The sequence below is a fragment of the Faecalibacterium sp. An122 genome (genome assembly GCF_002160895.1).
Classification (GTDB): Bacteria; Bacillota; Clostridia; order Oscillospirales; family Ruminococcaceae; genus Faecalibacterium.
Genome location: NZ_NFLL01000005.1, coordinates 125,455 through 150,691 on the forward strand (window position 1 = coordinate 125,455; position 25,237 = coordinate 150,691).

A 25,237-nucleotide genomic window follows, 5' to 3' on the forward strand; every position below is an offset into this window, starting at 1 on the left:
CGCGCCGCCGGCAAATTGTGCTTTCTGTGCAGGGGCGCGCAGCCCAGACCGAAGGAGGGTCCTGAAATGGCAAAACATGGCGAAAACATCCGCAGACGAAAGGACGGCCGCTGGGAGGGCCGGTATATCAAAGCCCGCACCCCCGACCGGAAAGCCGTTTGGGGGTCGGTGTACGGCTCCAGCTACGCCGAAGTCCGGCAGGAACTGATCCGCCGAAAGGCAGAGTGCGGGCTGTATCAGCTGTCGGGGCGGCGGATGCGGTTTGGACAGCTGGCCTGGCAGTGGCTGGCTTCCATTGGATGCGGGGTCAAGGAATCCACCCTGGCCCACTACCGCTATACCCTCCAGCGCTATCTGCTGCCGGTCTTTGGAGAGGCGGAACTGCTGTCCCTGGACGAACAGGCCCTGGAACAGGGGATGCTGCGGGTGCTGGACCCGGCGGACGGCAGCCACCGGCCTCTGGGGTCCTCCTCGGCCCGGGAATGTCTGGTGATGCTGCGCCGCATCTGCAAATATGCGGCCCATCTGCGGCTGATCCGCCCCATGGAAATCTGCGTCAAACTGCCTCAGGCCCAGACCCGGACCGCCGAGCCTCTTTCCAGCTCGGAACAGGCCCGGGTGCGGGAATTTGTGCTGGAACGCCCCACCCCACGCAGGGTGGGGCTGCTGCTCCAGATGGAGCTGGGCCTGCGGATCGGGGAGGTCTGCGGGCTGCAGTGGGGAGACTTTGATCTGGAAGCCGGCCTTTTGACGGTGCGCCGGACGGTGAGCCGGATTTACGGCCCCGATGGGCACACCCGGCTGGTGATCCAAACCCCCAAAACCCGCAGCTCGGGCCGGGAAATCCCCATCCCCCGCAGCCTGCTGTCTTTTCTGGCCGAGCTGGGCCGGGAGGCCGGGGCCGACAGCTGGTTTTTGTCAGGGAATACCGGCCGGCCGGTAGAGCCCCGGTGCTACCGCAAGAGCATCCAGGGTTATCTGCGGCGGGCGGCGGTGCGGAAGGTTCACCCCCATCTGCTGCGGCATACCTTTGCCACCACCTGCCTGCAGGCGGGATGCGACATCAAGACCCTCAGCGAGATTCTGGGCCACACCGACGCCAACATCACCCTGAAACGCTATGTGCACTCCAATCTGGGCCGGATGCGGCGGGAGATGAACCGGATTTTTTCGCTGCCCGGCCGGAGCCCAAAGGGGTCCATAAAGGGCAGGCCAAACGAAAAAAGCCCGGCGGCAGCCGGGCTTTGAGGCGGTGAGCTTTCATTTTCCAGATGGAAGATCCTTTCCGGCCCCCGCCGGAGGCGGAAAAGCCGGGAGTACAGGCCCAGTATACCAGAGGAAAGGAGGGGCTGCAATGGATACGGAAAAGCTGGCGGACATCCACTGCCATGTTCTGCCCGGCATGGACGACGGCAGCCCCGACACGGCGGTCTCGCTGGGGATGCTGCGCCGCCAGGCGGAACAGGGCATCGGCACCGTATGCTGTACCTCCCACTATTACGCCAGCCGGGAGAAAATCGACGCCTTCTGCCGGCGGCGGGAGGAGGCCCTGAACAGCCTGCGGCCGGTTCTCACCCGGGACCTGCCCCGGCTGCTGCCGGCGGCAGAGACGGCCTTTTTCTCAGGGATCAGCGAATGCCCCGACCTGGACCGCCTCTGCATCCAGGGCACCCGCACTCTTTTGCTGGAAATGCCTTTCTCCATCTGGAACGACTTTCAGGTGGAGGAGGTGGCGGCTTTGGTGCTGGACCGGGGCTTTCGGGTGGTGCTGGCTCACCCCGAGCGGTTTTGCGGGTTCAAGGGCAACCGGGAACGCATCCGCCAGCTGGAACAGCTGCCGGTGGCTTTGCAGGTGAATGCCGGGGCGCTTTTGTCCTGGCGGACCCGCCGTCTGGCGGTGGAACTGCTGCGGGAAGCCCGGTTCCCTCTGCTGGCCAGCGACTGCCACAATCTCACCCACCGGGTGCCAAATCTCCAGGAAGGAAGAAGGACAGCCGCCCAGAAACTGGGGGCGGGCTTTTTGACCCGGCTGGACCGGAACGCGGAAACCCTGCTCCAGCCGGCTGTCTGTGCTGCAAATCCATGAAAGATTACCGTGACCGCCGGGTCAGCCGGCGGGACTTTTGCCGGGCGGCGGGAGCGGCCGCCCTGGCTCTGGCTGCTCTTGGCTGCGGGGGCTATGCCCTCCAGCGCTGGGATCAGACGGACGCCGCCGCTCCGGCCGGAAGCACCGGCAGCGACCACCGCACCCCCGTCTATCTGGAGGAGATGACGGTGGAGGGCCGCACCTACCGCCAGAAAAAGAATGTGGAGAGCTATCTGTTTCTGGGCATCGACGTGATGGGCAAGGCGGTGGGCACCCAGAGCTATATTGCGGGCGGCCAGGCCGACGCCCAGATTCTGCTGGTGCTGGACCACGATGCCCGCACCTGGCAGATGCTCCAGATCAACCGGGACAGCATGGTGGAGGTGCCGGTGCTGAGCATGATGGGCACCGTGCCCTATACCATCCGCCAGCAGATCGCCCTGGCCCACGCCTACGGCAACGGCCGGGAACAGAGCTGCGAGAACAACGTCCGGGCGGTGTCCATGCTGCTGGGGGACCAGCCCATCGACGGGTATGTGTCCCTCACCATGGGGGGCGTGGGGGTGCTGGTGGATCTGGTGGGCGGGGTGACCCTGACGGTCACCTCAGACCTGTCGGCGGTGGACCCCACCCTGGTGGAAGGCCAGACCCTCACCCTCAACGGGGAACAGGCCCTGGAATACGTCCACACCCGCCAGAACGTGGACGACCAGACCAATCTGGCCCGCATGGAGCGCCAGCGCCAGTTTCTCCGGGCCTTTGAGGAGAAGGCACGCCAGATGGACCCCTCCTTTGTGGTGGAGGCCTACGAGGAGGCGGCCGACTATATCATCACCGATATTCCCAGCGGACGGGCGGCCCAGATTGCCGGCCGCCTGCAGCAGTATGCCCAGCTCCCGGTACTGACCATCGACGGCGAAAACACGGTGGAGGACGGATACTGGGCCTACTATCTGGACGAGGACAGCCTGCAAAAGACCATTCTGCAGCTGTTCTATCAGGAAATCTGAGATTCAGGAGACATTGCGCGTTATGGAACATCACGAAGCCCTCAACGAAGCCCCGGCGGCATGGGGCGCTCCCCGGGAGGAAATCGACCTGGTGGAGCTGTTCTATCTGCTGTGGGGGCACATCTGGGTGATTCTGGGCTGTCTGGCCGCCGGCGCGGCCGCCGCCCTGGTCATCACCCGGTTTTTCATCACCCCGCTGTACGAAGCCACCTCCAGTTTGTACATTGTGTCCGCCTCCAACAATTCGGTGGTCAACCTCACCGACCTGCAGATCGGCTCCCAGCTGACGGCGGACTATCAGGAACTGATGCGCAGCCGCCCCTTGCTGGAGGACGTCATCGACCGTCTGGACCTGGAGGGGATGACCACCCGGGATCTGGAGGAGATGATCCGCATCACCAACGCCTCCGACACCCGCATCCTCAAGATCACCGTCTCCAGCCCCGACCCCCAGCAGGCCGCCTCCATCGCCAATGAGCTGGTGTCTCTGGCCCGGGTGTACCTGCCCCAGATCATGGAGACCCAGGAGCCCAACCTGGTGGAGGAGGCCATCGTCCCCACCCAAAAGGCCAGCCCCAGCTATCTGTACAATCTGCTGCTGGGCGGGGTGCTGGGCGCTGTGCTGTGCTGCGGGGTGCTGCTGGGCCGTCACCTGCTGAACGATACCTTTGTGACCCCCGATGACATGGCCCGGCACTTTGGGGTACAGCCGCTGGCCACCATCCCTGAGTCGGAGCCCGGGGAAGCCGGAGCCAAGCGGAGATGGTTCCGACGAAAGGAAGCGATATGAAAGAGCTGAAAATCCATTCCATGCCCGAGCTGCCCTTTGCGGCGGCCGAGGCCCTCAACCAGCTGCGGATCAATCTGGGCTTTTGCGGCGACGGGATTCGCACCGTCATGATGACCAGCAGCGTCCCCAACGAGGGCAAGAGCTTTCTGACCATCCAGCTGTGGCGGCAGATGGCCCTGGTGGGGACGCCGGTGCTCCTCATCGACTGCGACTTCCGCAACTCGGAAATGCGCCGCAAATACGGCATCCGCAGCGCCAGCCAGGAAAAACTCCTCAGCGCCGCCCACTATCTGGCGGGCAAAGCGGAGATCCAGGATGTGATCTACAAGACCAATATTCCAAATGGTTATATGATCCCGGTGGCGTCCACCATCGCCAACCCCACCATCCTGCTGGAAAGCCCCCAGTTTGCCCGGATGGTGGAGTACTGCGCCCAGCGCTTTGCCTACATACTGATTGACACGCCGCCCCTGTGCAGTGTGGCGGACGGCTTGAACATCGCCCGCCACTGCGACGGCAGCGTCCTGGTGGTGCGCAGCGGCAGCACCCCCCGCAAGCTGGTGGAGCACTCGGCCCAGCTGCTCAAACGGACCGAGACCCCCCTGCTGGGGATGGTTCTCAATCGGGCCGACACCGGCAGCCGGGCCAGCGCCTACTACCAGCGTTATTACGGTAGCAGTGACTACGGCTACGGCCGGGGTCATTCGCACAATAAATCACCCAATGGAGGTACGTAAATCATGAACAACAAGTTGGTCCGAAATCTGGCCAGCGCATCGGTGGCGGCAGCCATTGCCGTGGCCATGGGCAGCCAGGTGCTGGCGGTGGAGTGGTATCCCAGCCGCACCCAGAGCGAGGTGGGGGTCACCCAGCCTTCCGTCTCTACCAGCACCGGCACGTCCATCACCGTCTCCTCGAAGCCGTCCATCGACCCGGCCACCGGCTCGGCGGTGCAGGTGGAGTCCTCGCAGGATGTCATCATCCAGGTGACCCCGGTGTCGGCCACCCTGGCCGCCAACGCTGCCCTGAACGCCACCGGCCTGTCGGCACAGCAGCTGTCGGGCCAGGCCACCTCCAGCGGCCTGTCCTACGCCGCCAACGGCCAGCTGAACAGCCTGTATCAGAAGGTCACCGAGGCGGAATCGGTCAGCGGCCTGCTGGCCGCCACGGCCCCTGCGGCAGCGGCTGCCTTTGAGTCCACGGTGGGCGCTTCGGCCGACAGCTACAGCCCCATCGCCCTGTATGACATTGCCGCCTCGCTGGGCGCCGCCAATGCCATCGCCCAGGGCGGCAGCGTGGATGTGGCCATCGCCGTGCCTGGCGTCACCGACGGCACCCAGATGGTGGCCATCTGCTGGGACCGCGCCGGCAACTCCCGCATTGTGCCGGTCCGCGTGTCGGGCGGCGCCGTCTATCTGTCCGTTACCACCTCCGGCCCGGTCATGCTGATGGCCCGCGCCCAGGCTTGATGTTGAGGGCGGCGCCCCGGGGCGCGGTCAGCCGGCCCTGAGGCACTGTCCCGATGAAAAGGACATCGAAGGCTGCTTTCTCACCGCGGACGGCGCGGGGGAGGGCAGCCTTCTTCCTTTTGCAGGATTTTGCCAGATTCGGCAGAGAAAGGAAAAGGGGGGAGTGCTGTGACACCCAGGACAGACAAACAATTTTCCGCGCAGAGGATGCCGGCCCCGCCGCCCGGCGGCCGCTGGCTGGACCGGCGCAAGGTGCTGGACGGCAAGCGCCGGTATTGGATGGGACGCCGGACCCAGGATGTAATTTTATCGGCGGGGGCCCTGGCGGTGCTGTGGCCCCTGATGGGGGCGGTGGCTCTGGTGATTTGGCTGGACAGCCCGGGAGCCAGCCCCATTTTCGTCCAGGACCGGGTGGGCCGGGACGGAAGGATTTTCCGGTTTTACAAGTTCCGGTCCATGGTGCCGGGGGCCGAGGCCCGGCTGAACGAGGTGCTGGATCAGAACGAGATGGATGGCCCGGTCTTTAAGATACGGGACGACCCCCGCATCACCCGGGTGGGGCGGTTTCTGCGGCGGACCGGCCTGGACGAGCTGCCCCAGCTGGTGAACGTCCTGAAAAGCGACATGAGCCTTGTGGGGCCCCGGCCGGCCCTGCCCCGGGAGGCGGCCCAGTACACCGACTATGAGCGCCAGCGCCTCTATGTGACCCCCGGGCTCACATGCTACTGGCAGATTGCTCCCCACCGCAACCAACTCAGCTTTGCCCAGTGGGTGGAGTTGGACCTCCAATACATACAGGAGCGGAGCTTTTGCCAGGACTGGAAGATTCTCTTCCGCACCGTGGGCGCGGTGCTGCGGATGTACGGCGCCTGAAAGGAGAAATACCATGCAGAAAAAACTTCTCTGGGTCGTGGAGGCCATGGGCGGCGGCGTCTTTACCTATGTGGTGGAGCTGGCCAACCGGCTGGCGGAGGTGTACGACCTCTATCTCGCTTATGGGCTGCGGCCCGAGACCCCGCCCGACTTCCGGGCGCGGTTTGACCGGCGGATTCATCTGGTGGAGGTGGAGAGCTTTTGCCGGGAGATCCGCCCCGCCCGGGACCTGGAAGCCCTGCGGGAGCTGCGGCGCCTGGCCCGGGCCATCCGGCCCGACCTGATCCACCTCCACAGCAGCAAGGCCGGGGCCCTGGGCCGCCTGGCCTGGAGCGGAAAGAAAACCCCGCTCTTTTACACTCCCCACGGCTACAGCTTTTTGATGGAGGACTGCAGCCCCCTCAAGCGGGAACTCTACCGCACCATCGAGGCGGTCTGCGCCCGGCGGCGGTGCACCACCATCAGCTGCGGGGCGGGGGAACACCGGGAGAGCCTCCGGCTGACCCGGCGGTCGGCCTGGGTCCCCAACGGCATCGACGTGGAGGAGCTGCACCACATGATGAACCGGGTCCAGCCCTCCGCCCGGTCCGGCCGGCCCTTCACCGTCTACACCCTGGGCCGCATCTGCACCCAGAAGGGCCCCGAACGGTTTGAGGCAATCGCTCGGGCCATGCCCGACCTGCGGTTTGTCTGGGTGGGGGATGGGGAGCTGCGGGACCGCCTCACCGCCCCCAACATCGAAGTCACCGGCTGGGTGGGCCGGGAAGAAGCCCTCCGCCGGGCCATGGAAGGGGATGTATTTCTCCTCACCTCCCGGTGGGAGGGTCTGCCCATGAGCCTGCTGGAATCCATGTATCTGGAGAAAACCTGTGTGGTCAGCGACGCCGCCGGCGGGGACGTTATCCGCACCGGGGAAAACGGCTTTGTCTGCCATGAGGTGGAGGACTATGTCCGGGCCATCCGGCAGGCCCAGCAGCGCCGGACCGGCCCGCTGATCCAGCAGGCCCGGCGGGAAATTCTGGAGACCTACAACGCCCAGTCCATGGCCCGGGCCTACCAGAAGATTTACGAGAAGTGCACCGGCTGAACCGCCGGGGAAGGAGGCAGCCATGAGGGAGCAGACCCTGCTGCAAAAAGCCAAACAAAACCCCCTTCTGGACGCCGCCGCCCGGGTGGCGGCCTGGCCGGTGCTGGCGGCTCAATACCGGCAGGCCCAGCGGCAGGCGGACGCCCGCCGCGCCGGAGCCCACGACCCCCGGTATGAGTGGATTCGAAGCCAGCGGGGCCGCTTTGCAGGGCAGCGGTGCTTTGTGGTGGCCACCGGCCCCAGCCTCACCATGGAAGACCTGGACCGCATCCGGGGGGAGTACAGTTTCAGCATGAATTCCTGTCTGCTGGCCTGGGAGAACACCGCCTGGCGGCCGGACGTCTACATGATACAGGACCGGTATGTCTACCAGAAGCTGGCGCCCCTGCTGGCCGGGGATGCGGGCAGCCAGCTGCCCGAAATTTGGGTCAGCGGGCAGATTGCAGCGGCTTACCCGGTGCCGGAGCGGTTCCGGGCGTTCCCCCTCCATGAGCTGGACCACAAGATGTTCCACCGGAAGGGCTGGGGGGAGTTTCGCTTTTCGGAGGACTGCTACAGCTGCGTCTGCGACGGCTATTCGGTGACCTTCTCGGCTTTGCAGATGGCCTGCTATATGGGCTTTCGGGAGATTTACCTGCTGGGGTGCGACTGCAACTACAACCAGCCCAAAAGCCATTTTCTGCCCTACGGCTACCATGACCCCAAGGCCGCCGTCATGGGGGATAAAATGCTGCAGGCCCACGCCGCCTTCCGGCGGTTCGCCCAGGCCCGGGGCGTCCGGGTCGTCAACTGTACCCGGGGCGGGATGCTGGAAGCCTATCCCCGCATCCCCCTGGAGGAAATCGTCTGAAAGGAGAACCTTTGCCTATGACCACCGTTGCCGTTGTCCCCATCAAGCGGAACAACCACCGCCTTCCCCATAAAAACACCAGGCCCTTCACCGGGGGCAAACCCCTGTGCTGGTATGTCCTGTCCACCCTGCTGACCCTGCCCGAGCTGGACCGGGTCTACGTCTACTGCAGCGACCCGGACATCCAGACCTTTCTGCCGCCGGGGGTGGAGTTTCTGCGCCGGTCCCCCGACCTGGACCGGGACACCGCCAGCATGACCCAGGTTCTGGCCGCCTTTGCCCGGGATGTGGAGGCCGACTGCTACCTGATGACCCACGCCACCGCCCCTTTCATCGGGGCGGCGTCCCTCCGCAGAGGGCTGGAAGCCGTCCGCAGCGGGGAATACGACTCGGCCTTTGCGGCCCGGAAAGTCCAGGACTTCCTGTGGAAGGACGGCCGGCCCTGGAACTATGACCCCGCCTGCATCCCCCGCACCCAGGACCTGCCGCCCCTCTATCAGGAGACCAGCGGCTTTTATATCTACACCCGGGAGGTCATCACCCAGATGGGCCGCCGGGTGGGCCAGCGGCCTTATCTGGTGGAAGTGAGCCAGATCGAGGCGGTAGACATCGACGAGGCGGAGGATTTCCGCATCGCCGACGCCCTCTACCGCTGCGGCTATCTGCCGGGACAGGGGGTGGAGTGAGATGGGAACCATTCAGATGCTGGACTGCACCCTCCGGGACGGAGGCTACTGCAACGACTGCCGTTTCGGGCTGGACAACCAGCGCCGAATCACCGCCGGGCTGGCGGCCGCCGGGGTGGAAATCATCGAGTGCGGCTTTCTGCTGGACCGGGTGCTCCATCACCCCGACGTCACCCGCTTCACCCATCCGGAACAGATCGGGGCCATTCTGCCCCGGGGCCGGGCTGCCGGCCGGGCCCGGTATGTGGCCCTGGCCGACTACGGCAAATACGATTTCAGCCGGCTGCCGCCCCAGGCGGAGGCCCCCATCCAGGGCATCCGGGTGGCTTTCCACAAAAAGGACCGGCGGGCTGCGCTGGAGGCCTGCCGCACCGTCCGGGAGAAGGGATATCAGGTGTTTGTCCAGCCCATGGTGTCGGTGAGCTATACCGAAGGGGAATTTCTGGACCTGATCGCCCGGGTCAATGGGCTGCAGCCCTATGCCTTTTACATCGTGGACAGCTTCGGCACCCTCCAGCGGGGCGACCTGCTGCGGCTGTTCCGGCTGGCGGAAACCCATCTGGACCCGGCGGTGAAGATCGGCTTCCACCCCCACAACAATTTGCAGCTGGCCTTTGCCAATGCTCAGGCCCTGGTGGAGCAGAACAGCCCCCGGGACCTGATTGTGGACAGCTCGGTCTACGGCATGGGCCGGGGCGCCGGAAACCTGAACACCGAGCTGTTTGCCCGCTATCTCAACGACCGGGCCGGGGCCTCCTACCGGATGGGCCCTCTGCTGGACATTCTGGACGGGGTGGTGCTGGACTTTTACCGCCAGAATCCCTGGGGGTATTCGGCGGCCCACTACCTGTCAGCGTCCCATCAGGCCCACCCCGACTACGGCAGTTATCTGGAGGGAAAAAAGACCCTCACCGCCCGGGAGATGGATGAGATTCTGGCGGGGATGGACCCGGAGAAAAGGCGGATGTTTGACCCCGACTACATCGAGGAGCTGTACCGGGCTTACCGGACCGAGCAGAAAGGACGGGCCCTGTGAAGATCCTGTTTGTGCAGGGCGGGTCCCGGTGGAAATACGACGCCGACGGGGGATTGTACACCGACTCCAATTTCAGTGAGGCAGTGTGGGCGCGGTATCGGGAATGGGGGGACCTGACGGTGCTGCTGCGGCGGGAGGACAAAGTCTATCCGCCCCGGGAGGCCATGGAGCGGTTCAACCGCTGCGACACCAGCCGGATGACCTGTCTGGCCCTGCCCGACCTCTACCGTCCGGGAACCCGGCTGCTGAACCCCCGCTGTCGCCGCCAGGTGCGGCGGGCCATCGCCCAGGCAGTCCGGGAGGCCGACCGGGTGATTGTCCGCTCGCCGGGGAACTTTTACACCAACACCGCGTTGGCCTGCTGCCGGCGGTACCGGCGGCCTTACCTGGTGGAGGTGACCGGCTTTGCCTGGGAGGGCAGCTGGTACCACAGCCTCCGGGGCAAGATGCTTGCCCCCTGGCGGGAAATGCGGTGCCGAGCCCTGGTCCGGCGGGCCCCCTGGGCGGTGTATGTGACCCGGCAGGCCCTCCAAAAGCGGTATCCCTGCCGCGGCCGGAGTCTGGGCTGTTCCGACGTGGAACTGGCCCCGCTGGACGAAAAGGTGCTGGCGGCCCGGCTGGAGAAAATCCAGGCCGGGCAGGACGCCCTGGTGCTGGGCACCGCGGGCTTTCTGGACGTGGCCTTTAAGGGCCAGCGGTGGGTAATAGAAGCCCTGGCCCTGCTGCGCCGGAAGGGGAACACCCGCTTCCGCTATCAGCTGGCGGGGTCCGGGTCGGGCAGGGAACTGCTGGCCCTGGCCCAAAAGCTGGGGGTGGCGGACCAGGTGGAGATTCTGGGCAGCCTGCCCCGGGAGCGGATGAACAACTGGTACGACGGGCTGGACATCTACGTCCACCCCAGCGACAGCGAGGGGCTGTGCCGGTCCATTGCGGAGGCCATGAGCCGGGCGGTGCCGGTGGCCTGCAGCCGGGTGGGAGGAAACCCCGAGCTGGCCAGCCCGGCCTGCCTCTTTGGGCGGAGGGACCCGGCGGGGATTGCCGCCGTCCTGGAACGGCTGGCCGACCCCGGCGTCCGGGCCGCCGAGGCCCGGCGCAGCCTGGAGGCGGCCCGCGCCTTTGAATGCCGGACCCTGGACCGGGCCAGAAACGAGTTTTACCAGAGGTTTCTCCATGATGACACAACCCAAAACTCTTGTCCTGATTGACAGCCTCTATGAGCAGTACGGCCTGGACGGCGCTGAGCGGGACGGCATCCTGTTTCTGCCCATGCTGAGAGGGCAGTGGACCGGCCGGGCCATCCGGGCGGCCCGCAAGGCGCACCTCTCGTTAAACCTGCCGGGCCGGGAACTCTGGCTGGGGGACTGGACCCGCGCGGCGGGGGACTACGATACCATCGTCCTGGCCGACGCGGGGAATACTCCCAACGTGGTGCGGTATCTCAAACAGCGTTACCCCCGCAAGCGGGTGATTGTCTGGTACCGCAACCCTGTGGCGGCCACCCTTTCCCCTGACGCTCTGGACCGGTCGGCCTGTGAAGTGTGGTCCTTTGACCCGGCGGACTGCGCCGCCTATGGAATGCGGTACAATCCCCAGTTCTATATTCCGCGGGACTCCGGCGGGCCTCAGGCCATCCGGCAGGACGTGTTTTTTGTGGGACAGGACAAGGGCCGCGGCCCGCTGCTGGCCCAGATGGAACAGGCCCTGCAGGAGGCCGGATGCCGGACCCGGTTCTGCATTGTGGGGGTCAACAGCCCCCGGCTGTCCTACCGGGAGATTGTGGCGGAAATCGCCGCCTCCCGGGTGGTGGTGGACTGCCCCTGCGCCGGCCAGGCGGGGCTGACCCTGCGGCCTCTGGAGGCTTTGTTCTACCGCAGAAAACTGCTGACCACCAGCCCCGACATCAAGACCCGGGACTTCTACCACCCGGGATGGGTCTTTGTCTGGGGCCAGGACGACCCCGGCGCTCTGGGGGATTTTCTGGCCCGGCCCTGGCAGGGGCCGGACGAGGCCTGCCGGGACGCCTACGGCCTGAAAGCCTGGGTGGACCGCTTTGCTACCTGAAAACCGGAGGGAAGGACCATGATCTATCTTTTGCTTGCCGCCCTGGTGCTGCTCACCCTGGTGAGCTACGGCCTGTGCGGCCGGGACTTCTTTGCCCCCGGCACCATGCTGTGTCTGGCCTTTGTCTTCAGCTGTGCCAGCGCCCTCTACAATGCGTCTTACTGGCAGCTGGATCTGGCCCCTCGGACGGTGGGGGTGATTGTGAGCGCCCTGTCCATCACGGTGGGAGTGAACATCTGGGCCCACGGGTGTTTTCAGCGGGTGCGGGTCCAGCCATGGAGCGGCCGGGCCACCCCCATCCCGGTGTGGGTGTCGGCGGGCCTGCTGGCCGCCCTGGGGGTGGTGCTGGTGGTGATGCTGGCCCAGATCCGCCGGATCGGTGGAGGCGGGTCCTTCGCCAGCGCCATGGTGATTTTCCGGGCCAAAAACGCCTACGGCGTCGATCTGGCCGACCAGCTGCCCGGCTGGGTCCGCCAGATGCTGAATGCCTCGGCGGTGATCGCCTTTCTGTATCTGTTTCATCTGATCTGGTTTGGCCGCCGTCTGGGCAGGCTGCATCTGGCCTTGAACGCCGCCGTGCTGGCCGCCTGCGTGACGGTGAGCCTGCTGACCGGCGGGCGGTTTTCGGCCATGACCATGGTGGTGGCCGGGGCGGTGCTGTGGTATATGCTGCGCTCGGGCGGGCCCCGCGGGGTCCGGCTGAAAACTCTGTTCTGGGTCATGATGGCGGCGCTGGCGGTCCTCTATGGCTTTTACGCCGTCAAGGCCCTGGTGGGCCGCCAGTCGGACCAGACGGTGGTGGAGTACATCACCCACTATGCCGGCGGAGGCATTCCGGGTCTGGACCTCTATCTGAAAGACCCGCCCGCACCCTCCGGCATCTGGGGCAAGGAGACCTTCTACGCCCTCAACAACGGCCTGCGGAAGCTGGGGCTGTTGGACATCCCCTATTACTACATCCACCATGAATTCCGCCAGAGCGGCGGTGTGTCGGTGGGCAACATCTACACCGCCCTGCGGGACTATCACTACGACTTCGGCATGGCGGGAATGTACCTGCTGCACACCGTTTTTTCGGTGGTGTTCTGCTTCTACTATGAGTACCAGAAAAAGCGCCGGTCTCATCTGGGGATTCTGGTTTGGGCCATGGTGTATTACTGCGTGGTGTTTTACCCCATTTCCAATTCCTTTTTCGCCAGCGTGGTGTCCTTCGGCTTTGGAATCCGGCTGGGGCTGCTGGTTTTCCTCTACCTTCTCCTGATCCGAAAGAAAGGGGACGCGCCATGCAGGAATCCTCTCTGAAACGGAATTTCTCCTATGCCTTCGCCGCCCAGGGGGTGGCCCTGGCGGTGGGCAGCGTCACCAACCTGATTTTGCCCCGGGTGCTGGGGGCGGAGGATTTCAGCTGGTGGCAGCTCTTTGTGTTTTATGCCACCTACATACCCTGTCTGGCTCTGGGTCTCAACGACGGGGTGTATCTGCGCTGGGGCGGCAAGACCCGGGAAGAACTGGACCCCGCCGTCCTGCGCAGTCAGTTCTGGGTGGGGGCGGCCTTTCAGCTGGCGCTGGCGGCAGCTCTTGGCGGGGTGGTTTCTCTGGCGGTGGCGGACCTGCGCCGCCGGGCCATCCTGCTGGCGGTGCTGGTGTATTTCTGGCTCTACTCCTGCCACAACCATCTGAGTTATCTCTTTCAGGCCCGGGGAGAGACGGACGTCTATTCCCGCTCCCTGATCCTGAACAAACTGGTGTATCTGGGAGGACAGTGCCTCCTGCTGGCCGCCGGGGCGGCGGGGGTCTTTGCCCTGATCCCTCTCTACATCGGGGCCTGCGGGCTGGGGCTGGCCTATCTGGCGGTGCGCATCCGGGGGGAGTTCCGGGGCGCGCGGCTGGATCTGCGCCTGGGGGCGGCGGAATGCCGCCGCAGCGCCGCCGTGGGTCTGAGCCTGATGCTCTCCAACCTCTGCGCCATGCTGGTGCTGGGGGTGGGGCGTCAGGTGGTGGACTGGCGGTGGGGTGTGCTGGCCTTCGGGCAGATTTCCTTCTCGTTGACCCTCATCAATTTTGCACTGACCTTCCTGTCCCAGATCAGCATGGTGCTGTTTCCGGCCCTGCGGCGGGTGTCGGGGCAGGAGCTGGCCGCCTACAGCCAAAAGCTGGAGGACGGGCTGTATCTGCTGCTGCCCTGGATGTATGTGCTGTATCTGCCCGGCCGGGCGTTGCTGGAGCTGTGGCTGCCGGACTACCGGGAGAGCCTGAAATATCTGGCCCTGGTGCTGCCCGTCTGCTACTTTGACTGCAAGATGAACCTGCTGGGCAACACCTTCCTGAAAGTTCTGAACCGCCAGAACCAGCTGCTGCACATCAACCTGGTCACCATCCTGGTGAGCCTGGGCTTTGCGCTGGCAGGGGCCTGGGTGATGGATGAAATCCTCTGGGTGGTGTACGGGATGGTGGCGGCCATTGCCCTCCGCAGCGTTCTGGCCGACCGGGTCCTGCACCGGGCGCTGGACCTGCCCGGCCGGGGCTACGACCGGCGGGACCTGCTGCTGGCGGGGACCTTTCTGGCGGCCAGCCAGCTGCTGCCCTGGTGGGGGATGATGCCCCTGATGACCGTTCTGGCCGTAGGCCGGGCCCTCCGTCTGGGCCGCGCCCGGGCATAAAAACAAACCGCTCCCTCTGCGGCGCAGAAGGGGCGGTTTTTGTGTGTTGGGATTTATTCCTCGTCCAGGGCCCAGTGGTAGGCGCAGCGGACGGCTTTGTTCCAGCCCCGCAGGCGCTTGGCCCGCTGTTCTTCGGGGATATTGGGACGGAAGGTGCAGTCCACCGACCAGTTCTTGGCCACCTCCTGGGGAGAGGACCAGTAGCCCACCGCCAGACCCGCCAGGTAGGCGGCGCCCAGGGCGGTGGTTTCCAGGCAGCGGGGCCGGAGAACCGGCACGTTGCTGATGTCGGCCATGGTCTGGAGCAGGTAATTGTTGGCGGAGGCTCCGCCGTCCACCCGCAGGCTGGTCATGGGGATGCCCGAGTCAGCCTCCATGGCGTGAAGGACATCGTTGACCTGATAGCACAGGCTGTCCAGGGTGGCCCGGATGATATGGTACTTGTTGCAGCCCCGGGTCAGGCCCACAATGGTGCCCCGGGCGTACTGGTCCCAGTGGGGGGCACCCAGGCCGGTGAAGGCCGGCACCACATAGCAGCCGTTGGTGTCGGGGACCTTGTTGGCCATGTATTCCGAGTCCCGGGCCTCTTCCAGCAGGCGCAGCTCATCCCGCAGCCACTGGATGGCGGCTCCGGCCACAAAGATGGACCCCTCCAGAGCGTAGCTGACGGTGCCGTTGATGCCCCAGGCGATGGTGGTGACCAGGCCGTTCTGGGAGAACACCGGGCGGCTGCCGGTGTTCATTAGCATGAAGCCGCCGGTGCCGAAGGTGTTTTTGGCGTCGCCGGGGGCAAAGCAGGTCTGACCGAACAGGGCGGCCTGCTGGTCGCCGGCCGCTCCAGCGATCTTGATGGCCCCGCCGAAGTGCATGGGGTCGGCGTAGTCGTAAAACTGGCTGGAGGGCATGGGCTGGGGCAGCATGCACCGTGGGATGTTCAGTTCGGCCAGGATCTCGTCGTCCCAGTCCAGGGTATGGATGTTGAACAGCATGGTGCGGCTGGCGTTGGAATAGTCGGTGACGTGGATTTTGCCGCAGGTGAGCTTCCAGATCAGCCAGGTTTCCACCGTGCCGAACAAAAGCTGTCCGGCCTCGGCCTTTTCCCGGGCGCCGGGGACGTTGTCCAGAATCCATTTCAGCTTGGTGCCGGAGAAATAGGCGTCGATGACCAGGCCGGTCTTTTGACGGAACTTCTCGGTCAGGCCCCGGGCTTTCAGCTCGTCGCAGTAGGCGCTGGTCCGCCGGCACTGCCACACGATGGCATGATACACCGGCTCGCCGGTGTCCCGGTCCCACACAATGGTGGTTTCCCGCTGGTTGGTGATGCCGATGGCGGCAATGTCCTTGGCGGTGGCGCCGATCTGGTTCATGGCGGACAGAGCCACGCCCAGCTGGGTGGTCCAGATTTCGTTGGCGTCGTGCTCCACCCAGCCGGGTTTGGGAAAGTACTGGGTGAATTCCTTTTGGGCGACGCTGCACATTTCCCCCGCTTGGTTGAACAGGATGCACCGGTTGGAGGTGGTTCCGGCGTCCAGTGCCATGACGTAGGCCATGGAGACCCTCCTTTATTTATCTTTGCAGTCTGCGCACAAAATCGCGCTTTGCACAAAACAACTATTGTACAAATTATACTAAACTCTCGGCTCTTTTACAATCCCTTCCCGGCTTTTCCATCCAAAAGCAAAACCCCGGGCGCCTGTGGGGGCGTCCGGGGTCTGCCTGTTGCAATGCGGGTCTCTTGGAAGGAGGAGATGGTAAAAGGAAATCAGCGCTGGGGAGTTTCCTGGAGGATGCCGTGGTCCCGCAGCAGCTTTTCCAGGACGGTGCCCTGGATGAAGTGGAGCAGGGGCTTTTTGGCGGCCGAGAAGGGGGCCACATCCAGCGGAGAACGGCCGTCCATCAGGCAGACGGCGCTGTCCAGCAGGGCGCGGATGTCATAGACGCTGCCCCACACCTCGGGGACGCCGCGGTCCACGCCCAGCAGGCCGTAGACCGCCTCCATGGCGGTGCGGACCGAGTACTCGGTGGTGAAAACGGTATCCCGGGGGGTATCGGCGAACTGGCCCAGGAAAGCAAAGTTGACGCAGCCGTCGGGAATCACGTCGGGACGGTCGCCCTTGGCCCGGGGCATGAAGAAAGCGGTGATATAGGGCATCATGGTGGGGACGCAGACGGCGCTTTCAGCGGCCAGCTGGGGAATCTGGTCCACCGGCACACCCAGATGGTACAGCCATTCCTCGGTGATCTCGCGGCCGGTGCAGTCCTTCATGGGCTTGTGGACGTAGTCGCCGGGAACGTCGGTGAACAGGCCGTACACCCAGACGCAGACCTTTTCGGGATCCTGGGCCTTGAACTGGCCCTGACGGTTGATGGTCCAGCTCATCAGCCACTTGGAATCCTGGCAGCTGACAATGCCGCCGGTGACCACCTGGCCGCTGCGGGGGTCCCGCTTGCAGATGGCCGAGATATAGGGGAGAATCTTGTCGTCCAGGGTGGTGATGGTGGCCGACTCCCAGTTGGTCCGGGAGATATCGGAGCAGAACTTTTCGGGGTGGCCGAAAGACGGGTCCTGACGGGCAATGTTCTTCCACAGGCTCCAGCAGCCGCTGGTGCGGACCTCGGCGTCCCCGTTGGGGGCGTGGTCCTGATCGCCGTAGATGGTGCCCTCGGTGCAGCTGCCGTTGGTCACAAACACCAGGTCCTTCTCGGTGAGGGGGATGCCCTGTTCCTTGCCGTTGACACGGCACTCGATGGCGGTGGCAATCTTTTTGCCGCCCCGGTGCTCAAACAGGACATTGGTCACCTCGGTGCCGAAGCGGAAGTCCACCCCGGCCTCCTCCAGATACTTCTGCATGGGCAGGATCAGGGATTCGTACTGGTTGTAGCGGGTGAACTTGAGGGCGCTGAAGTCGGGCAGGCCGGCGATGTGGTGGATGAAACGCTGGAAATACAGCTTCATCTCCAGGGCGCTGTGCCAGTTCTCAAAGGCGAACATGGTGCGCCAGTACAGCCAGAAGGTGGAGTCAAACACCTCGTCGTCAAAGACATCCTCGATGGTCTTGTCGTAGAGGTCCTCGTCAGGGGTCATGAACAGCTTGACGATCTCCATGATGGCCTTCTGGCTCAGGTTGAACCGGCCGTCGGTGTGGGCGTCCTGGCCGCGGTTGACGGTGGCCCGGCAGAGGGAGTAGTTGGGGTCGTGCTTGTTGAGCCAGTAGAACTCATCCAGCACCGAGGCCCCCGGGGTGTCCAGAGAGGGAATGGACCGGAACAGGTCCCACAGGCACTCGAAATGGTTTTCCATCTCCCGGCCGCCCCGCATCACATAGCCGCGGGAGGGGTCCAGGATGCCGTCGCAGGCGCCGCCCGCCACGTCCATGGCTTCCAGAATGTGAATGTGGGAGCCGGGCATCTGGCCGTCCCGCACCAGGAAGCAGGCCGCCGCCAGAGAGGCCAGACCGCTGCCCACAATCCATGCGTTTTTATCGTCTACGCCGGCGGGCTTTTCGGGCCGGGCGAATGCTTCATAGTTTCCGTTGGAATAGTAAATCCCCTTGCTGTTGGGGTGCTGTTTGCCCCGCTCGGTGTTGCGGTAACCGCTGGCCGGCACAGCCGGACGGGCTGCTGCAGCGTGGTTTTTCTGTTGATATTTGCGGGTCAGGGCCAGGGCTGCGCCGGCTCCGGCTGCCCCCAGCGCCGCCGCGGTCAGGGGAGAAATTTTCTTGGTCATGGCAGAACCATCCTTTCTTGCAGGTGCTTGTTTAGAGGATGGCATGATCTTACCATACCGTGGCCCTGCCCGCTATCTACAAAGGACCTCGTATGAGTGATTTTTGTGCATCGGAGGCCCTTTGTAAGGGTCATGCTCTGGAAAAATTCCGGATGGCGTTGTCCACGCCTCCCTGGGCGGTCAGGCTGATGTTCCGCACCAGGTCGTGATAGTCCGCGTGCATTCCCTTCTTGATCCAGTCCAGCATCAGCCCCACAAAGCTGTACTTGTAAAAATCCGCGATGAAGGCCTTTTGTTCCTCGGTGACGGGGGCGCCGGCGCTCTTTTCATCCACCACCCCGCGGATCAGCCCATAGGTCATTTTGAACAGGAAATTCTCCATCTGTTCCCGGCTGATGCACCGGCAGGCGTTGAGGACAAAGGGCTTGTTCTCCAGCACCGCCTCAAACACCTGGGTCAGGCCCTCCTGCCAGGTGTCGCAGGTCTTTTTTCCCTGGAGGGCCGCGGTGGCATCCTCGATGCAGACCCATTCCACCAGGTCGTAGATGTCCTGGAAGTGATAGTAAAAGGTCATCCGGCTGATGCCGCACTCGTCGGTGATGTCCCGGATGGTGATTTTGTCCAGCGGCTTCTGGAGCATCAGCTTTTTCAGGGCTGTTTCCAGCGCTTTTTTGGTGATATTGGACATGGGGTGCCCTCCTTCTGCAAAGTGTTGCCCGCCTGCGGCGGCCCGGCGCGTTTTCTTTATTCTACCATATTTCACCCGCGATGGACACACCTTCCGGACGAGGTTCCGGAGAGATTTTTGACTGCAGGACATGGAAATCCTTTGCCAGGATAGCGAAGTATCGCTTTCCTGTGCTAAATCAACATAAAATTATCTCAAACTTTAGATACAATATAGAACTTCGCTTTTTTGACAAAAAATGACGGGATTTTTATTGACCCGCTCGCGCAGCACATGATATTATGTTTTGGTGAAAATAGCCAATACGGACGCCGATTTTACTGCAAAAAAGATACAGTTTGCGACAATCGGGCCGCGTTTTCAGCTCTCCGGCTTTGTGGTTTGAAAGGCTGTATGCAAAGCTTTGGCGCAGCAGATGCCGGGCTTTTCAGATAAAATGTCCGCTTACAAACCTCAAAAGACGGCTTTTTGCAAAGCTGTCCTTCTGTGATCGAAAGGAGTGTCCATTTTATGTGCAGCATCCAAGCGAAAAAGAGATCTTTGGCCGGAATTCTTTTGGCGGGAGTTCTGTCGATGTTGTTTCTGGGCGGCTGTGGCTATACGATGGTTCCCAACGAGTATTTGCTCCAGTTAAACGGGACACCGTCGGAGGACCAGGAGGGCGAAGAAGAAACTGTTTTGACCGAAGGAACCCGCCTGCGCAACCAGATGATTGCGGTGCTGAACCTGGGCCGGGACCTGGAGAATCGGATTTCCTCCAGTACCTCCCTGGATGAGGCTGCCTCGCTTTTCCTGGAAATCGTTCTGGAGGACCCGGAAACCTATATCCTGTCCACACAGCAGGGCAATCAGAATCAGGAGGAAGATCAAGAGGAAGATCAGGGGGACGGTCAGGGGGGCGGTCAGGAGGAAGAGAAAGCCTATCTTTACGTATACGATGGGGACCTGTCCTCCGGCAGCGTGGCGACGCTGGCCCTGAAAGACATCACAGAAGACGAGGCTTCCATCACAAAGAACCTTCTTAAAATGGCAAGCATCAGCGTGACCCATGGAAGCGGCGAAAAGGGTTCGGTCTGGGTGATTCTGGTGGAGTACATAGACGAATAAGGGAAGGCAGGAGAAACCGGGCCGCCGGCCTGGTCCAGAAAAAAGAACGCCCCAACCGGGCCCAATCCATATAAAAACCCAACCCCCGGACTAGATGGCCCGGGGGTTGGGTTTTTGAAGGAAAAGGCTCAGCGATAATTTTCGTTTAGGAACATGGGCTTGATGGCCACCACTTCGTCGTACTCCTCCTGGTCCACTTCCACGTCCGAGTTCAGGGATTTCAGCTCCTGCTTGACGGCCTCCAGAGCCTCGGGCAGATGGACGGCCCGGCCTTCTTCCAGGACGCGGATCATCCGCTGGAGGACAATGGGGTGGGCATACCGGGCGGGCACCGGGAAGCTGTCGTAATTCCGCAGATAGTCCTCCATGGCCTGGAGGGCCCGGTCAGCCCGGCCCATCACCACTTTTTTGTTGTTCTGGGCGGTGGGCAGGACGCTGGCGCCCGAGAACATGAAGATGGCCGCCAGGCCGAACAGGGCAAAGTAGGCGCCAAAGCTGCCGCTGCCCTGGGCAAAGAGGGTCACGCCAAAGATCAGGGAGGCCACGCCCAGCAGGGTGATGGCCAGGGCTACCCAGCGGTAGCTGGGCTTGCTGCACAGGTAGGCCCGCTTGCGCTTGGCCGACAGGCTCAGCTCCTGGGCCAGCTCGGGCTTTTGGGTCAGATAGTCGGAGGCCTGCTCCAGGGTGCGGATGCTCTTCTGGGCCTCGGGGGAGAGGTTGGGCTTTTTGCGGGCGGCCCGTTCCCGCTCCCGCTGGGCCAGCCGCTCCTCGGCGGCGGCGCTGACCCGCTTGATTTCGGGATGGGTCTTGGCCAGGCAGTCCAGCAGCTGGTCCACCTGCTCCTCATACTTGAAGTTGCATTGTTTCTCTTTGCCGTTGTCGTACTGAACCACCAGATAGGGGATGGACGCAAACACGCCTTTCTGGGTGAAGCCGCCCCGGCTCATGGCCACCCGCTTGAAGGCCCGGGTGATGGAGGGATAGGTGACGTAATACCGGCGGTCCAGGTAAAAGCTGTTGAGATACAAAGCCTTGTCGCCCACGCCGCAGGGGCCGATGCGGCGGCAGTTCTTTTTGTCTGCGGCCAGGGTTTGGGGGTCCAGGGCCTCGCGGCCCAGCTGTACGGGTTTGAAGATCATAGGATGCAACCTCCGGGCGTCCGGGGACGCCGCTTGTTTGATGTTTGATAAAAAACCTGCCAGCCGCTGTTGGAGGTCAGCGGCTGGCAGGAAGGGTGAATTTTACGTATGCCAGGCCGGGCAGAAGGGGTTACTTCTTGGCGGGCTGCTTCTTGGTGGCGTGGATGAAGATGGCCAGCAGCAGGACGGCGAAGATGATGCCCACGGGGTAAGCCACGGCGGTGTTGTAAACGACGGCGCCGGAGGCGTCCTTGGTGTTCAGGAACTGGCCCAGGCACTCATTGCCCAGCAGGAAGTAGGTGGCCGACACGGCGCTCATGAAGGTGGCGGGAACAGCGGTGATCCAGTAGTTCTTCTTCTGCTGGAACAGGTACATGCTGGCAGCCCACAGAACGATCATGGCCAGGGTCTGGTTGGTCCAGCTGAAGTAACGCCAGACGATGGAGTAGTCCAGGTGACCGACGAAGGCGCCCACCAGCAGCAGAGGCACACAGAGGATCAGACGGTTCTTGAAGCCCTCCTGGTCCAGCTTGAACCAGTCGGCCAGGGTCAGACGAGCGCTGCGGAATGCGGTGTCGCCCGAGGTGATGGGGCAGGCGATGACGCCCAGCATGGCCAGAGCCACGCCGATGCCGCCCATGGTCTTGGCGCAGACGTCGTAGATGGCGGCGGACTGGCCGTTGGCCAGGGAAGCCTGCAGACCGGTGTTCAGACCGTTGGTGACTTCGTAGATGGAGCAGCCGGCGGCGGCCCAGATCAGAGCGATGATGCCCTCACAGACCATGGCGCCATAGAACACCATGTGGCCCTGACGCTCCGACTTCATGCAGCGGGCCATCAGAGGCGACTGGGTGGCGTGGAAACCGGAGATAGCGCCGCAGGCGACGGTGATGAACATGAAGCTCCAGATGGGCTTGCCGGTGGGCTCCATGTTGTAGAAGTGGGTCCACAGCTCAGGAATGACGTAGTTGGAGTTGGTGAAGATGCCGATGGCAACGCCCACGGCCATCACGATCAGGCAGATACCAAAGACGGGATAAATCTTGCCGATGATCTTGTCGATGGACAGGAAGGTGGCGATGAAGTAGTAGGCCAGGATGATCCACAGCCACACTTCGGTGTTGGCCAGCAGACCGGTGACGCCGCCGTTCTTGAACAGAGTGACGATCAGGCCGGCGGGGCCGACGGCAAAGACGGTGCCAACCATGACCAGCAGCACCACGCTGAAGATACGCATGACGGTCTTCATGCCGTTGCCCAGGTAGATGCCGCAGATCTCGGAGATGGAAGCGCCTTCGTTGCGCTCAGACAGCATGCCCGAGAAGTAGTCGTGGACGCCGCCGGCAAAGATGGTGCCGAAGGTGATCCACAGGAAAACCACAGGGCCCCACAGGGCACCCTGCATTGCGCCGAAGATGGGGCCAAGGCCCGCGATGTTCAGCAGCTGAACCAGGAACAGTTTCCACTGGGGCATAACGACGTAGTCGACGCCGTCGTTGATGCGGACAGCGGGAGTTTCCCGGTCATCCGGCCCAAAGGTGTTATCGACGACCTTGCCGTAGGTCAGGTAGCCGATGATCAGCAGAGCCAGGCAGAGCAGAAAACTTACCATAAAGATTCCTCCTATTTGTATGATTTCTTGCCAGGCTGGATGCCTGCCGCAATCCAGCCGCTCCATCTCCCATTCTAGTCCTTTTTTCAGAAAATGCAAGGGGTTTGTTTATACTTTTTTCATGTTTTGTTCAAAATTTGCCTATCTTCGTCCTGTCCGGAATGAAGTATATTTCAGCGCCCGGAGGACGGGCCCAAACCGCCGGTTCAGGACAATAAAACCCCTTAAAACCGCAGGAAAAAGGGGACAAGGATCCTATTCCGCGCCGGGCCGGTTTGTGATACAATGGGCTTATCTTTAATAAGGAAAAGGAGACCTGATTATGGAAGATTCCCCGCGCTGCACCGCCCGCCAGCTGGTGCCCTTTGCCCTGATTGCCTACGGGCTGCCCTTTCTGATGGGGATACCTCTGGCCATCGCCCAGCGGGCCGGCTACCCCACCGACATCTTCGCCAACGCCCAGATGTACTACCCGGCCGCAGGCGCCATCGCGGCCCTGCTGCTGACCGGGCAGGCGGACGCTATGCCCCGGCGCTTCTTTGTCTTTCATCTGATCTGCACCGGCCTGATGGCCCTGTGCTGCCTGGGTACGGTGATCCTGCCGGGAGGCGGCTGGCTGGTGGCCTGCAATCTCATTGTGATTCTGGGGAGTCTGGCGGGCTGGGGCGTCCTTCTGGCCCAGAAAAAAGAGCTGCGGCAGGCCGCCGGCCTGGGCTGGCAAAAGGGGAAACTGGTCTGCGGCTGTGTGGTGCTGTACATCCTGCTGCGGACGGCGCTGGTGTTTGCCGGCGCGGCCATCAGCGGACAGCTGGAGGAATATCTGGTCTACTGGACGACCCCTGCGCCATATCTGGCGCTGGTGATGCTGATCCCCAACTTTTTCTGCAGCTTTGAGCCCTTCTGGGGAGAAGAGTACGGCTGGCGGTATTTTCTCCAGCCCCGGCTTCAGAGCCAGTTCGGGATGCGGGGCGGCGTCCTGCTGCTGGGGGTGCTGTGGGGACTGTGGCATCTGCCCTTGAACTTATTTTACCATAACCCGGACACCGCCCTGCAGAACGTGGCCGGCCAGCTGATTACCTGCGTGACCCTGGGAATCTTTTTTGCCTGGGCCTACCTCAAGACCGGGAACATCTGGGCCCCGGTGCTGCTCCACTTCTTCAACAACAACCTGGGGGAGGTTTGCAACGCCACCGCCGACATCAGCAACCAGACCATCGGCTGGCTGGATGTGGGGCTGCATCTGGTGCTGATGGGAGTGGTCTTTTTGCCCTTCCTGGCTTCGCCGGTGTTCGGCAAAAAGGCAAAGGTCCAGTGAGTCCTGAACCGGTGGAAAGAAGGTGACCTCATGCCCATCTGGAACCCCTGGCACGGCTGCCATAAGATCAGCGCCGGGTGCATGCACTGCTATGTCTACCGGCGTGACGCCTCGGTGGGGCGGGACGCCAGCGCCGTGGCCAAAACCGGGGATTTTGACCTGCCGCTCCGGCGGGACCGGCACAGGGAATACAAGCTGCAGCCCGGGGAGGGGACGGTGTTCACCTGCATGACCTCCGATTTCTTTCTGGAGGAGGCGGACCCCTGGCGGCCTGCCTGCTGGCAGATGATGCGGCAGCGGCCGGATCTGGAGTTTGCCATCATCACCAAGCGGATCCACCGGTTTATGGACTGCATCCCGCCGGACTGGGGCGAGGGCTATCCCAACGTCTCCATCTGCTGCACCGCGGAAAACCAGGAGATGGCCGACGCCCGCCTGCCCATCTATCTGACCCTGCCCATCCGGCACAAGCACATCTGCCATGAGCCCATGCTGGGGCCCATCAACATCGAGCCCTATCTGGCCTCGGGCCAAATCGAATATGTGCTGTGCGGCGGCGAGTCGGGCCCCGGGGCCCGGCCCTGCCGGTACGAATGGATTTTGTCCACCCGGGAACAGTGCGTCCGATATGGGGTGCGGTTTCACTTCAAACAGACCGGTGCGGTGTTCATCAAGGACGGGAAGGTCTATCACATCCCCCGGAAGCTGCAGCAAAGTCAGGCCGCCCGGGCAGGGATTGACTATGCAGGACAATAACTTTTTGTATATAACGTGGCGTGTTAAACCTAAAGTTTCTGGTGTGGACGGAATAAAAAGAACGCCGTATCGTATCGTGCCGCAGGCACAAACGCCGGGAACGAGCGGAAACGGGACGGCTCCGCGGAAGTGACGGAGAACGGAAAAGGTATAGAAAAAAGGCAGGATTTGGTGATGACCAAGGCAGTCGGCAATGTGGGGAAAACCTCTTGCGCTGAGCCAATTTTCCCGGCGGACATGAATGTCCTTGTGAAAATTGGAGCGCGGCGCCAGCGGCGGCTCCCT

The 25,237-nt window shown here is 63.0% G+C and carries 23 protein-coding genes; 18 read left to right on the plus strand and 5 right to left on the minus strand.

Annotated elements, in window-relative coordinates:
- The first annotated feature begins 66 nt into the window (after positions 1 to 66).
- The 15 genes from B5E67_RS05600 to B5E67_RS05665 all read left to right on the plus strand — a co-directional run bounded on the left by B5E67_RS05600 (position 67) and on the right by B5E67_RS05665 (position 14,608).
- Entirely contained in the window at positions 67 to 1,248 is a 1,182-nt protein-coding gene (locus B5E67_RS05600) for a site-specific integrase (protein ID WP_087383734.1), read from the plus strand.
- Between the two features lie 106 nt (positions 1,249 to 1,354).
- The gene (locus B5E67_RS15580; protein WP_158098853.1) at positions 1,355 to 2,086 is read left to right on the plus strand and encodes a CpsB/CapC family capsule biosynthesis tyrosine phosphatase; all 732 of its coding nucleotides are present in this window, start codon (positions 1,355 to 1,357) and stop codon (positions 2,084 to 2,086) included.
- Positions 2,083 to 3,096, plus strand: coding sequence for an LCP family protein (locus B5E67_RS15585; RefSeq protein ID WP_158098854.1), 1,014 nt, complete (start codon positions 2,083 to 2,085; stop codon positions 3,094 to 3,096). Before B5E67_RS15580 ends, B5E67_RS15585 begins: the two co-directional genes overlap by 4 nt.
- 22 nt (positions 3,097 to 3,118) lie before the next feature.
- Positions 3,119 to 3,886, plus strand: a complete 768-nt coding sequence (locus B5E67_RS05610) for a Wzz/FepE/Etk N-terminal domain-containing protein (protein ID WP_087383739.1) — start codon at positions 3,119 to 3,121, stop codon at positions 3,884 to 3,886.
- Entirely contained in the window at positions 3,883 to 4,623 is a 741-nt protein-coding gene (locus tag B5E67_RS05615; protein WP_158098855.1) for a CpsD/CapB family tyrosine-protein kinase, read from the plus strand. The genes B5E67_RS05610 and B5E67_RS05615 overlap by 4 nt, the downstream gene beginning before the upstream one ends.
- Positions 4,624 to 4,626: 3 nt before the next feature.
- On the plus strand, positions 4,627 to 5,355 hold the full coding sequence (locus tag B5E67_RS05620; protein ID WP_087367525.1) for a hypothetical protein: 729 nt from the start codon (positions 4,627 to 4,629) through the stop codon (positions 5,353 to 5,355).
- Between the two features lie 207 nt (positions 5,356 to 5,562).
- Entirely contained in the window at positions 5,563 to 6,228 is a 666-nt protein-coding gene (locus B5E67_RS05625) for a sugar transferase (protein ID WP_087383744.1), read from the plus strand.
- A gap of 13 nt (positions 6,229 to 6,241) precedes the next feature.
- Positions 6,242 to 7,315, plus strand: a complete 1,074-nt coding sequence (locus B5E67_RS05630) for a glycosyltransferase (RefSeq protein WP_087383747.1) — start codon at positions 6,242 to 6,244, stop codon at positions 7,313 to 7,315.
- A 22-nt stretch (positions 7,316 to 7,337) separates the two neighbouring features.
- On the plus strand, positions 7,338 to 8,165 hold the full coding sequence (locus B5E67_RS05635; protein WP_087383750.1) for a 6-hydroxymethylpterin diphosphokinase MptE-like protein: 828 nt from the start codon (positions 7,338 to 7,340) through the stop codon (positions 8,163 to 8,165).
- Positions 8,166 to 8,182: 17 nt separating this feature from the next.
- Positions 8,183 to 8,851: an acylneuraminate cytidylyltransferase family protein gene (locus B5E67_RS05640; RefSeq protein ID WP_087383751.1), complete on the plus strand. Its 669-nt coding sequence runs from the start codon at positions 8,183 to 8,185 to the stop codon at positions 8,849 to 8,851.
- A gap of 1 nt (position 8,852) precedes the next feature.
- The gene (locus B5E67_RS05645; RefSeq protein ID WP_087383754.1) at positions 8,853 to 9,887 is read left to right on the plus strand and encodes an aldolase catalytic domain-containing protein; all 1,035 of its coding nucleotides are present in this window, start codon (positions 8,853 to 8,855) and stop codon (positions 9,885 to 9,887) included.
- Complete coding sequence (locus tag B5E67_RS05650; protein ID WP_087383758.1) at positions 9,884 to 11,092, plus strand: glycosyltransferase; 1,209 nt, start codon at positions 9,884 to 9,886, stop codon at positions 11,090 to 11,092. Before B5E67_RS05645 ends, B5E67_RS05650 begins: the two co-directional genes overlap by 4 nt.
- Positions 11,058 to 11,948, plus strand: a complete 891-nt coding sequence (locus tag B5E67_RS05655; protein WP_087383761.1) for a hypothetical protein — start codon at positions 11,058 to 11,060, stop codon at positions 11,946 to 11,948. The genes B5E67_RS05650 and B5E67_RS05655 overlap by 35 nt, the downstream gene beginning before the upstream one ends.
- An 18-nt stretch (positions 11,949 to 11,966) precedes the next feature.
- Entirely contained in the window at positions 11,967 to 13,250 is a 1,284-nt protein-coding gene (locus B5E67_RS05660; protein ID WP_087383764.1) for an O-antigen polymerase, read from the plus strand.
- The gene (locus tag B5E67_RS05665; RefSeq protein WP_087383767.1) at positions 13,232 to 14,608 is read left to right on the plus strand and encodes a hypothetical protein; all 1,377 of its coding nucleotides are present in this window, start codon (positions 13,232 to 13,234) and stop codon (positions 14,606 to 14,608) included. The genes B5E67_RS05660 and B5E67_RS05665 overlap by 19 nt, the downstream gene beginning before the upstream one ends.
- A gap of 53 nt (positions 14,609 to 14,661) precedes the next feature.
- Here B5E67_RS05665 and glpK read toward each other — a convergent pair whose 3' ends face one another.
- From glpK to B5E67_RS05680, 3 genes are all read right to left on the minus strand, one after another.
- Positions 14,662 to 16,158: a glycerol kinase GlpK gene (gene glpK / locus B5E67_RS05670; RefSeq protein ID WP_087248611.1), complete on the minus strand. Its 1,497-nt coding sequence runs from the start codon at positions 16,156 to 16,158 to the stop codon at positions 14,662 to 14,664.
- A 212-nt stretch (positions 16,159 to 16,370) separates the two neighbouring features.
- Positions 16,371 to 18,335 carry an oleate hydratase gene (locus B5E67_RS05675; RefSeq protein ID WP_087383770.1) on the minus strand — a complete coding sequence of 655 codons (1,965 nt, stop codon included), beginning with the start codon at positions 18,333 to 18,335 and terminating at the stop codon, positions 16,371 to 16,373.
- Positions 18,336 to 18,465: 130 nt separating this feature from the next.
- Positions 18,466 to 19,023 (minus strand): TetR/AcrR family transcriptional regulator, encoded by a 558-nt coding sequence (locus tag B5E67_RS05680; RefSeq protein ID WP_087383774.1) that lies wholly within the window; start codon positions 19,021 to 19,023, stop codon positions 18,466 to 18,468.
- Between the two features lie 573 nt (positions 19,024 to 19,596).
- On the opposite strand from B5E67_RS05680, the gene B5E67_RS05685 reads away from it, so the two are divergent.
- Complete coding sequence (locus B5E67_RS05685) at positions 19,597 to 20,130, plus strand: hypothetical protein (protein ID WP_087383777.1); 534 nt, start codon at positions 19,597 to 19,599, stop codon at positions 20,128 to 20,130.
- 128 nt (positions 20,131 to 20,258) lie between these two features.
- Here B5E67_RS05685 and B5E67_RS05690 read toward each other — a convergent pair whose 3' ends face one another.
- Positions 20,259 to 21,269, minus strand: coding sequence for an ATPase P (locus tag B5E67_RS05690; RefSeq protein ID WP_087383780.1), 1,011 nt, complete (start codon positions 21,267 to 21,269; stop codon positions 20,259 to 20,261).
- Between the two features lie 130 nt (positions 21,270 to 21,399).
- On the minus strand, positions 21,400 to 22,881 hold the full coding sequence (locus tag B5E67_RS05695) for a carbon starvation CstA family protein (RefSeq protein WP_087248602.1): 1,482 nt from the start codon (positions 22,879 to 22,881) through the stop codon (positions 21,400 to 21,402).
- 322 nt (positions 22,882 to 23,203) lie between these two features.
- On the opposite strand from B5E67_RS05695, the gene B5E67_RS05700 reads away from it, so the two are divergent.
- Both B5E67_RS05700 and B5E67_RS05705 read left to right on the plus strand, forming a co-directional pair.
- Complete coding sequence (locus B5E67_RS05700; protein WP_087383783.1) at positions 23,204 to 24,196, plus strand: type II CAAX endopeptidase family protein; 993 nt, start codon at positions 23,204 to 23,206, stop codon at positions 24,194 to 24,196.
- Positions 24,197 to 24,226: 30 nt separating this feature from the next.
- Complete coding sequence (locus tag B5E67_RS05705) at positions 24,227 to 24,952, plus strand: DUF5131 family protein (RefSeq protein WP_087383786.1); 726 nt, start codon at positions 24,227 to 24,229, stop codon at positions 24,950 to 24,952.
- Positions 24,953 to 25,237: the final 285 nt, after the last annotated feature.

Excerpts from the sequence above, each read along its gene's own strand:
- B5E67_RS05685 (WP_087383777.1), top strand. The coding sequence starts at position 19,597 with ATGTTGTTTCTGGGCGGCTGTGGCTATACGATGGTTCCCAACGAGTAT.
- B5E67_RS05630 (WP_087383747.1), top strand. The coding sequence starts at position 6,242 with ATGCAGAAAAAACTTCTCTGGGTCGTGGAGGCCATGGGCGGCGGCGTC.
- B5E67_RS05660 (WP_087383764.1), top strand. The coding sequence starts at position 11,967 with ATGATCTATCTTTTGCTTGCCGCCCTGGTGCTGCTCACCCTGGTGAGC.
- B5E67_RS05690 (WP_087383780.1), bottom strand. The coding sequence starts at position 21,269 with ATGATCTTCAAACCCGTACAGCTGGGCCGCGAGGCCCTGGACCCCCAA.
- glpK (WP_087248611.1), bottom strand. The coding sequence starts at position 16,158 with ATGGCCTACGTCATGGCACTGGACGCCGGAACCACCTCCAACCGGTGC.
- B5E67_RS05635 (WP_087383750.1), top strand. The coding sequence starts at position 7,338 with ATGAGGGAGCAGACCCTGCTGCAAAAAGCCAAACAAAACCCCCTTCTG.
- B5E67_RS05695 (WP_087248602.1), bottom strand. The coding sequence starts at position 22,881 with ATGGTAAGTTTTCTGCTCTGCCTGGCTCTGCTGATCATCGGCTACCTG.
- B5E67_RS05620 (WP_087367525.1), top strand. The coding sequence starts at position 4,627 with ATGAACAACAAGTTGGTCCGAAATCTGGCCAGCGCATCGGTGGCGGCA.
- B5E67_RS05655 (WP_087383761.1), top strand. The coding sequence starts at position 11,058 with ATGATGACACAACCCAAAACTCTTGTCCTGATTGACAGCCTCTATGAG.
- B5E67_RS05705 (WP_087383786.1), top strand. The coding sequence starts at position 24,227 with ATGCCCATCTGGAACCCCTGGCACGGCTGCCATAAGATCAGCGCCGGG.
- B5E67_RS05675 (WP_087383770.1), bottom strand. The coding sequence starts at position 18,335 with ATGACCAAGAAAATTTCTCCCCTGACCGCGGCGGCGCTGGGGGCAGCC.
- B5E67_RS05610 (WP_087383739.1), top strand. The coding sequence starts at position 3,119 with ATGGAACATCACGAAGCCCTCAACGAAGCCCCGGCGGCATGGGGCGCT.
- B5E67_RS05615 (WP_158098855.1), top strand. The coding sequence starts at position 3,883 with ATGAAAGAGCTGAAAATCCATTCCATGCCCGAGCTGCCCTTTGCGGCG.
- B5E67_RS15580 (WP_158098853.1), top strand. The coding sequence starts at position 1,355 with ATGGATACGGAAAAGCTGGCGGACATCCACTGCCATGTTCTGCCCGGC.
- B5E67_RS05640 (WP_087383751.1), top strand. The coding sequence starts at position 8,183 with ATGACCACCGTTGCCGTTGTCCCCATCAAGCGGAACAACCACCGCCTT.
- B5E67_RS15585 (WP_158098854.1), top strand. The coding sequence starts at position 2,083 with ATGAAAGATTACCGTGACCGCCGGGTCAGCCGGCGGGACTTTTGCCGG.
- B5E67_RS05665 (WP_087383767.1), top strand. The coding sequence starts at position 13,232 with ATGCAGGAATCCTCTCTGAAACGGAATTTCTCCTATGCCTTCGCCGCC.
- B5E67_RS05600 (WP_087383734.1), top strand. The coding sequence starts at position 67 with ATGGCAAAACATGGCGAAAACATCCGCAGACGAAAGGACGGCCGCTGG.
- B5E67_RS05645 (WP_087383754.1), top strand. The coding sequence starts at position 8,853 with ATGGGAACCATTCAGATGCTGGACTGCACCCTCCGGGACGGAGGCTAC.
- B5E67_RS05625 (WP_087383744.1), top strand. The coding sequence starts at position 5,563 with ATGCCGGCCCCGCCGCCCGGCGGCCGCTGGCTGGACCGGCGCAAGGTG.
- B5E67_RS05700 (WP_087383783.1), top strand. The coding sequence starts at position 23,204 with ATGGAAGATTCCCCGCGCTGCACCGCCCGCCAGCTGGTGCCCTTTGCC.
- B5E67_RS05680 (WP_087383774.1), bottom strand. The coding sequence starts at position 19,023 with ATGTCCAATATCACCAAAAAAGCGCTGGAAACAGCCCTGAAAAAGCTG.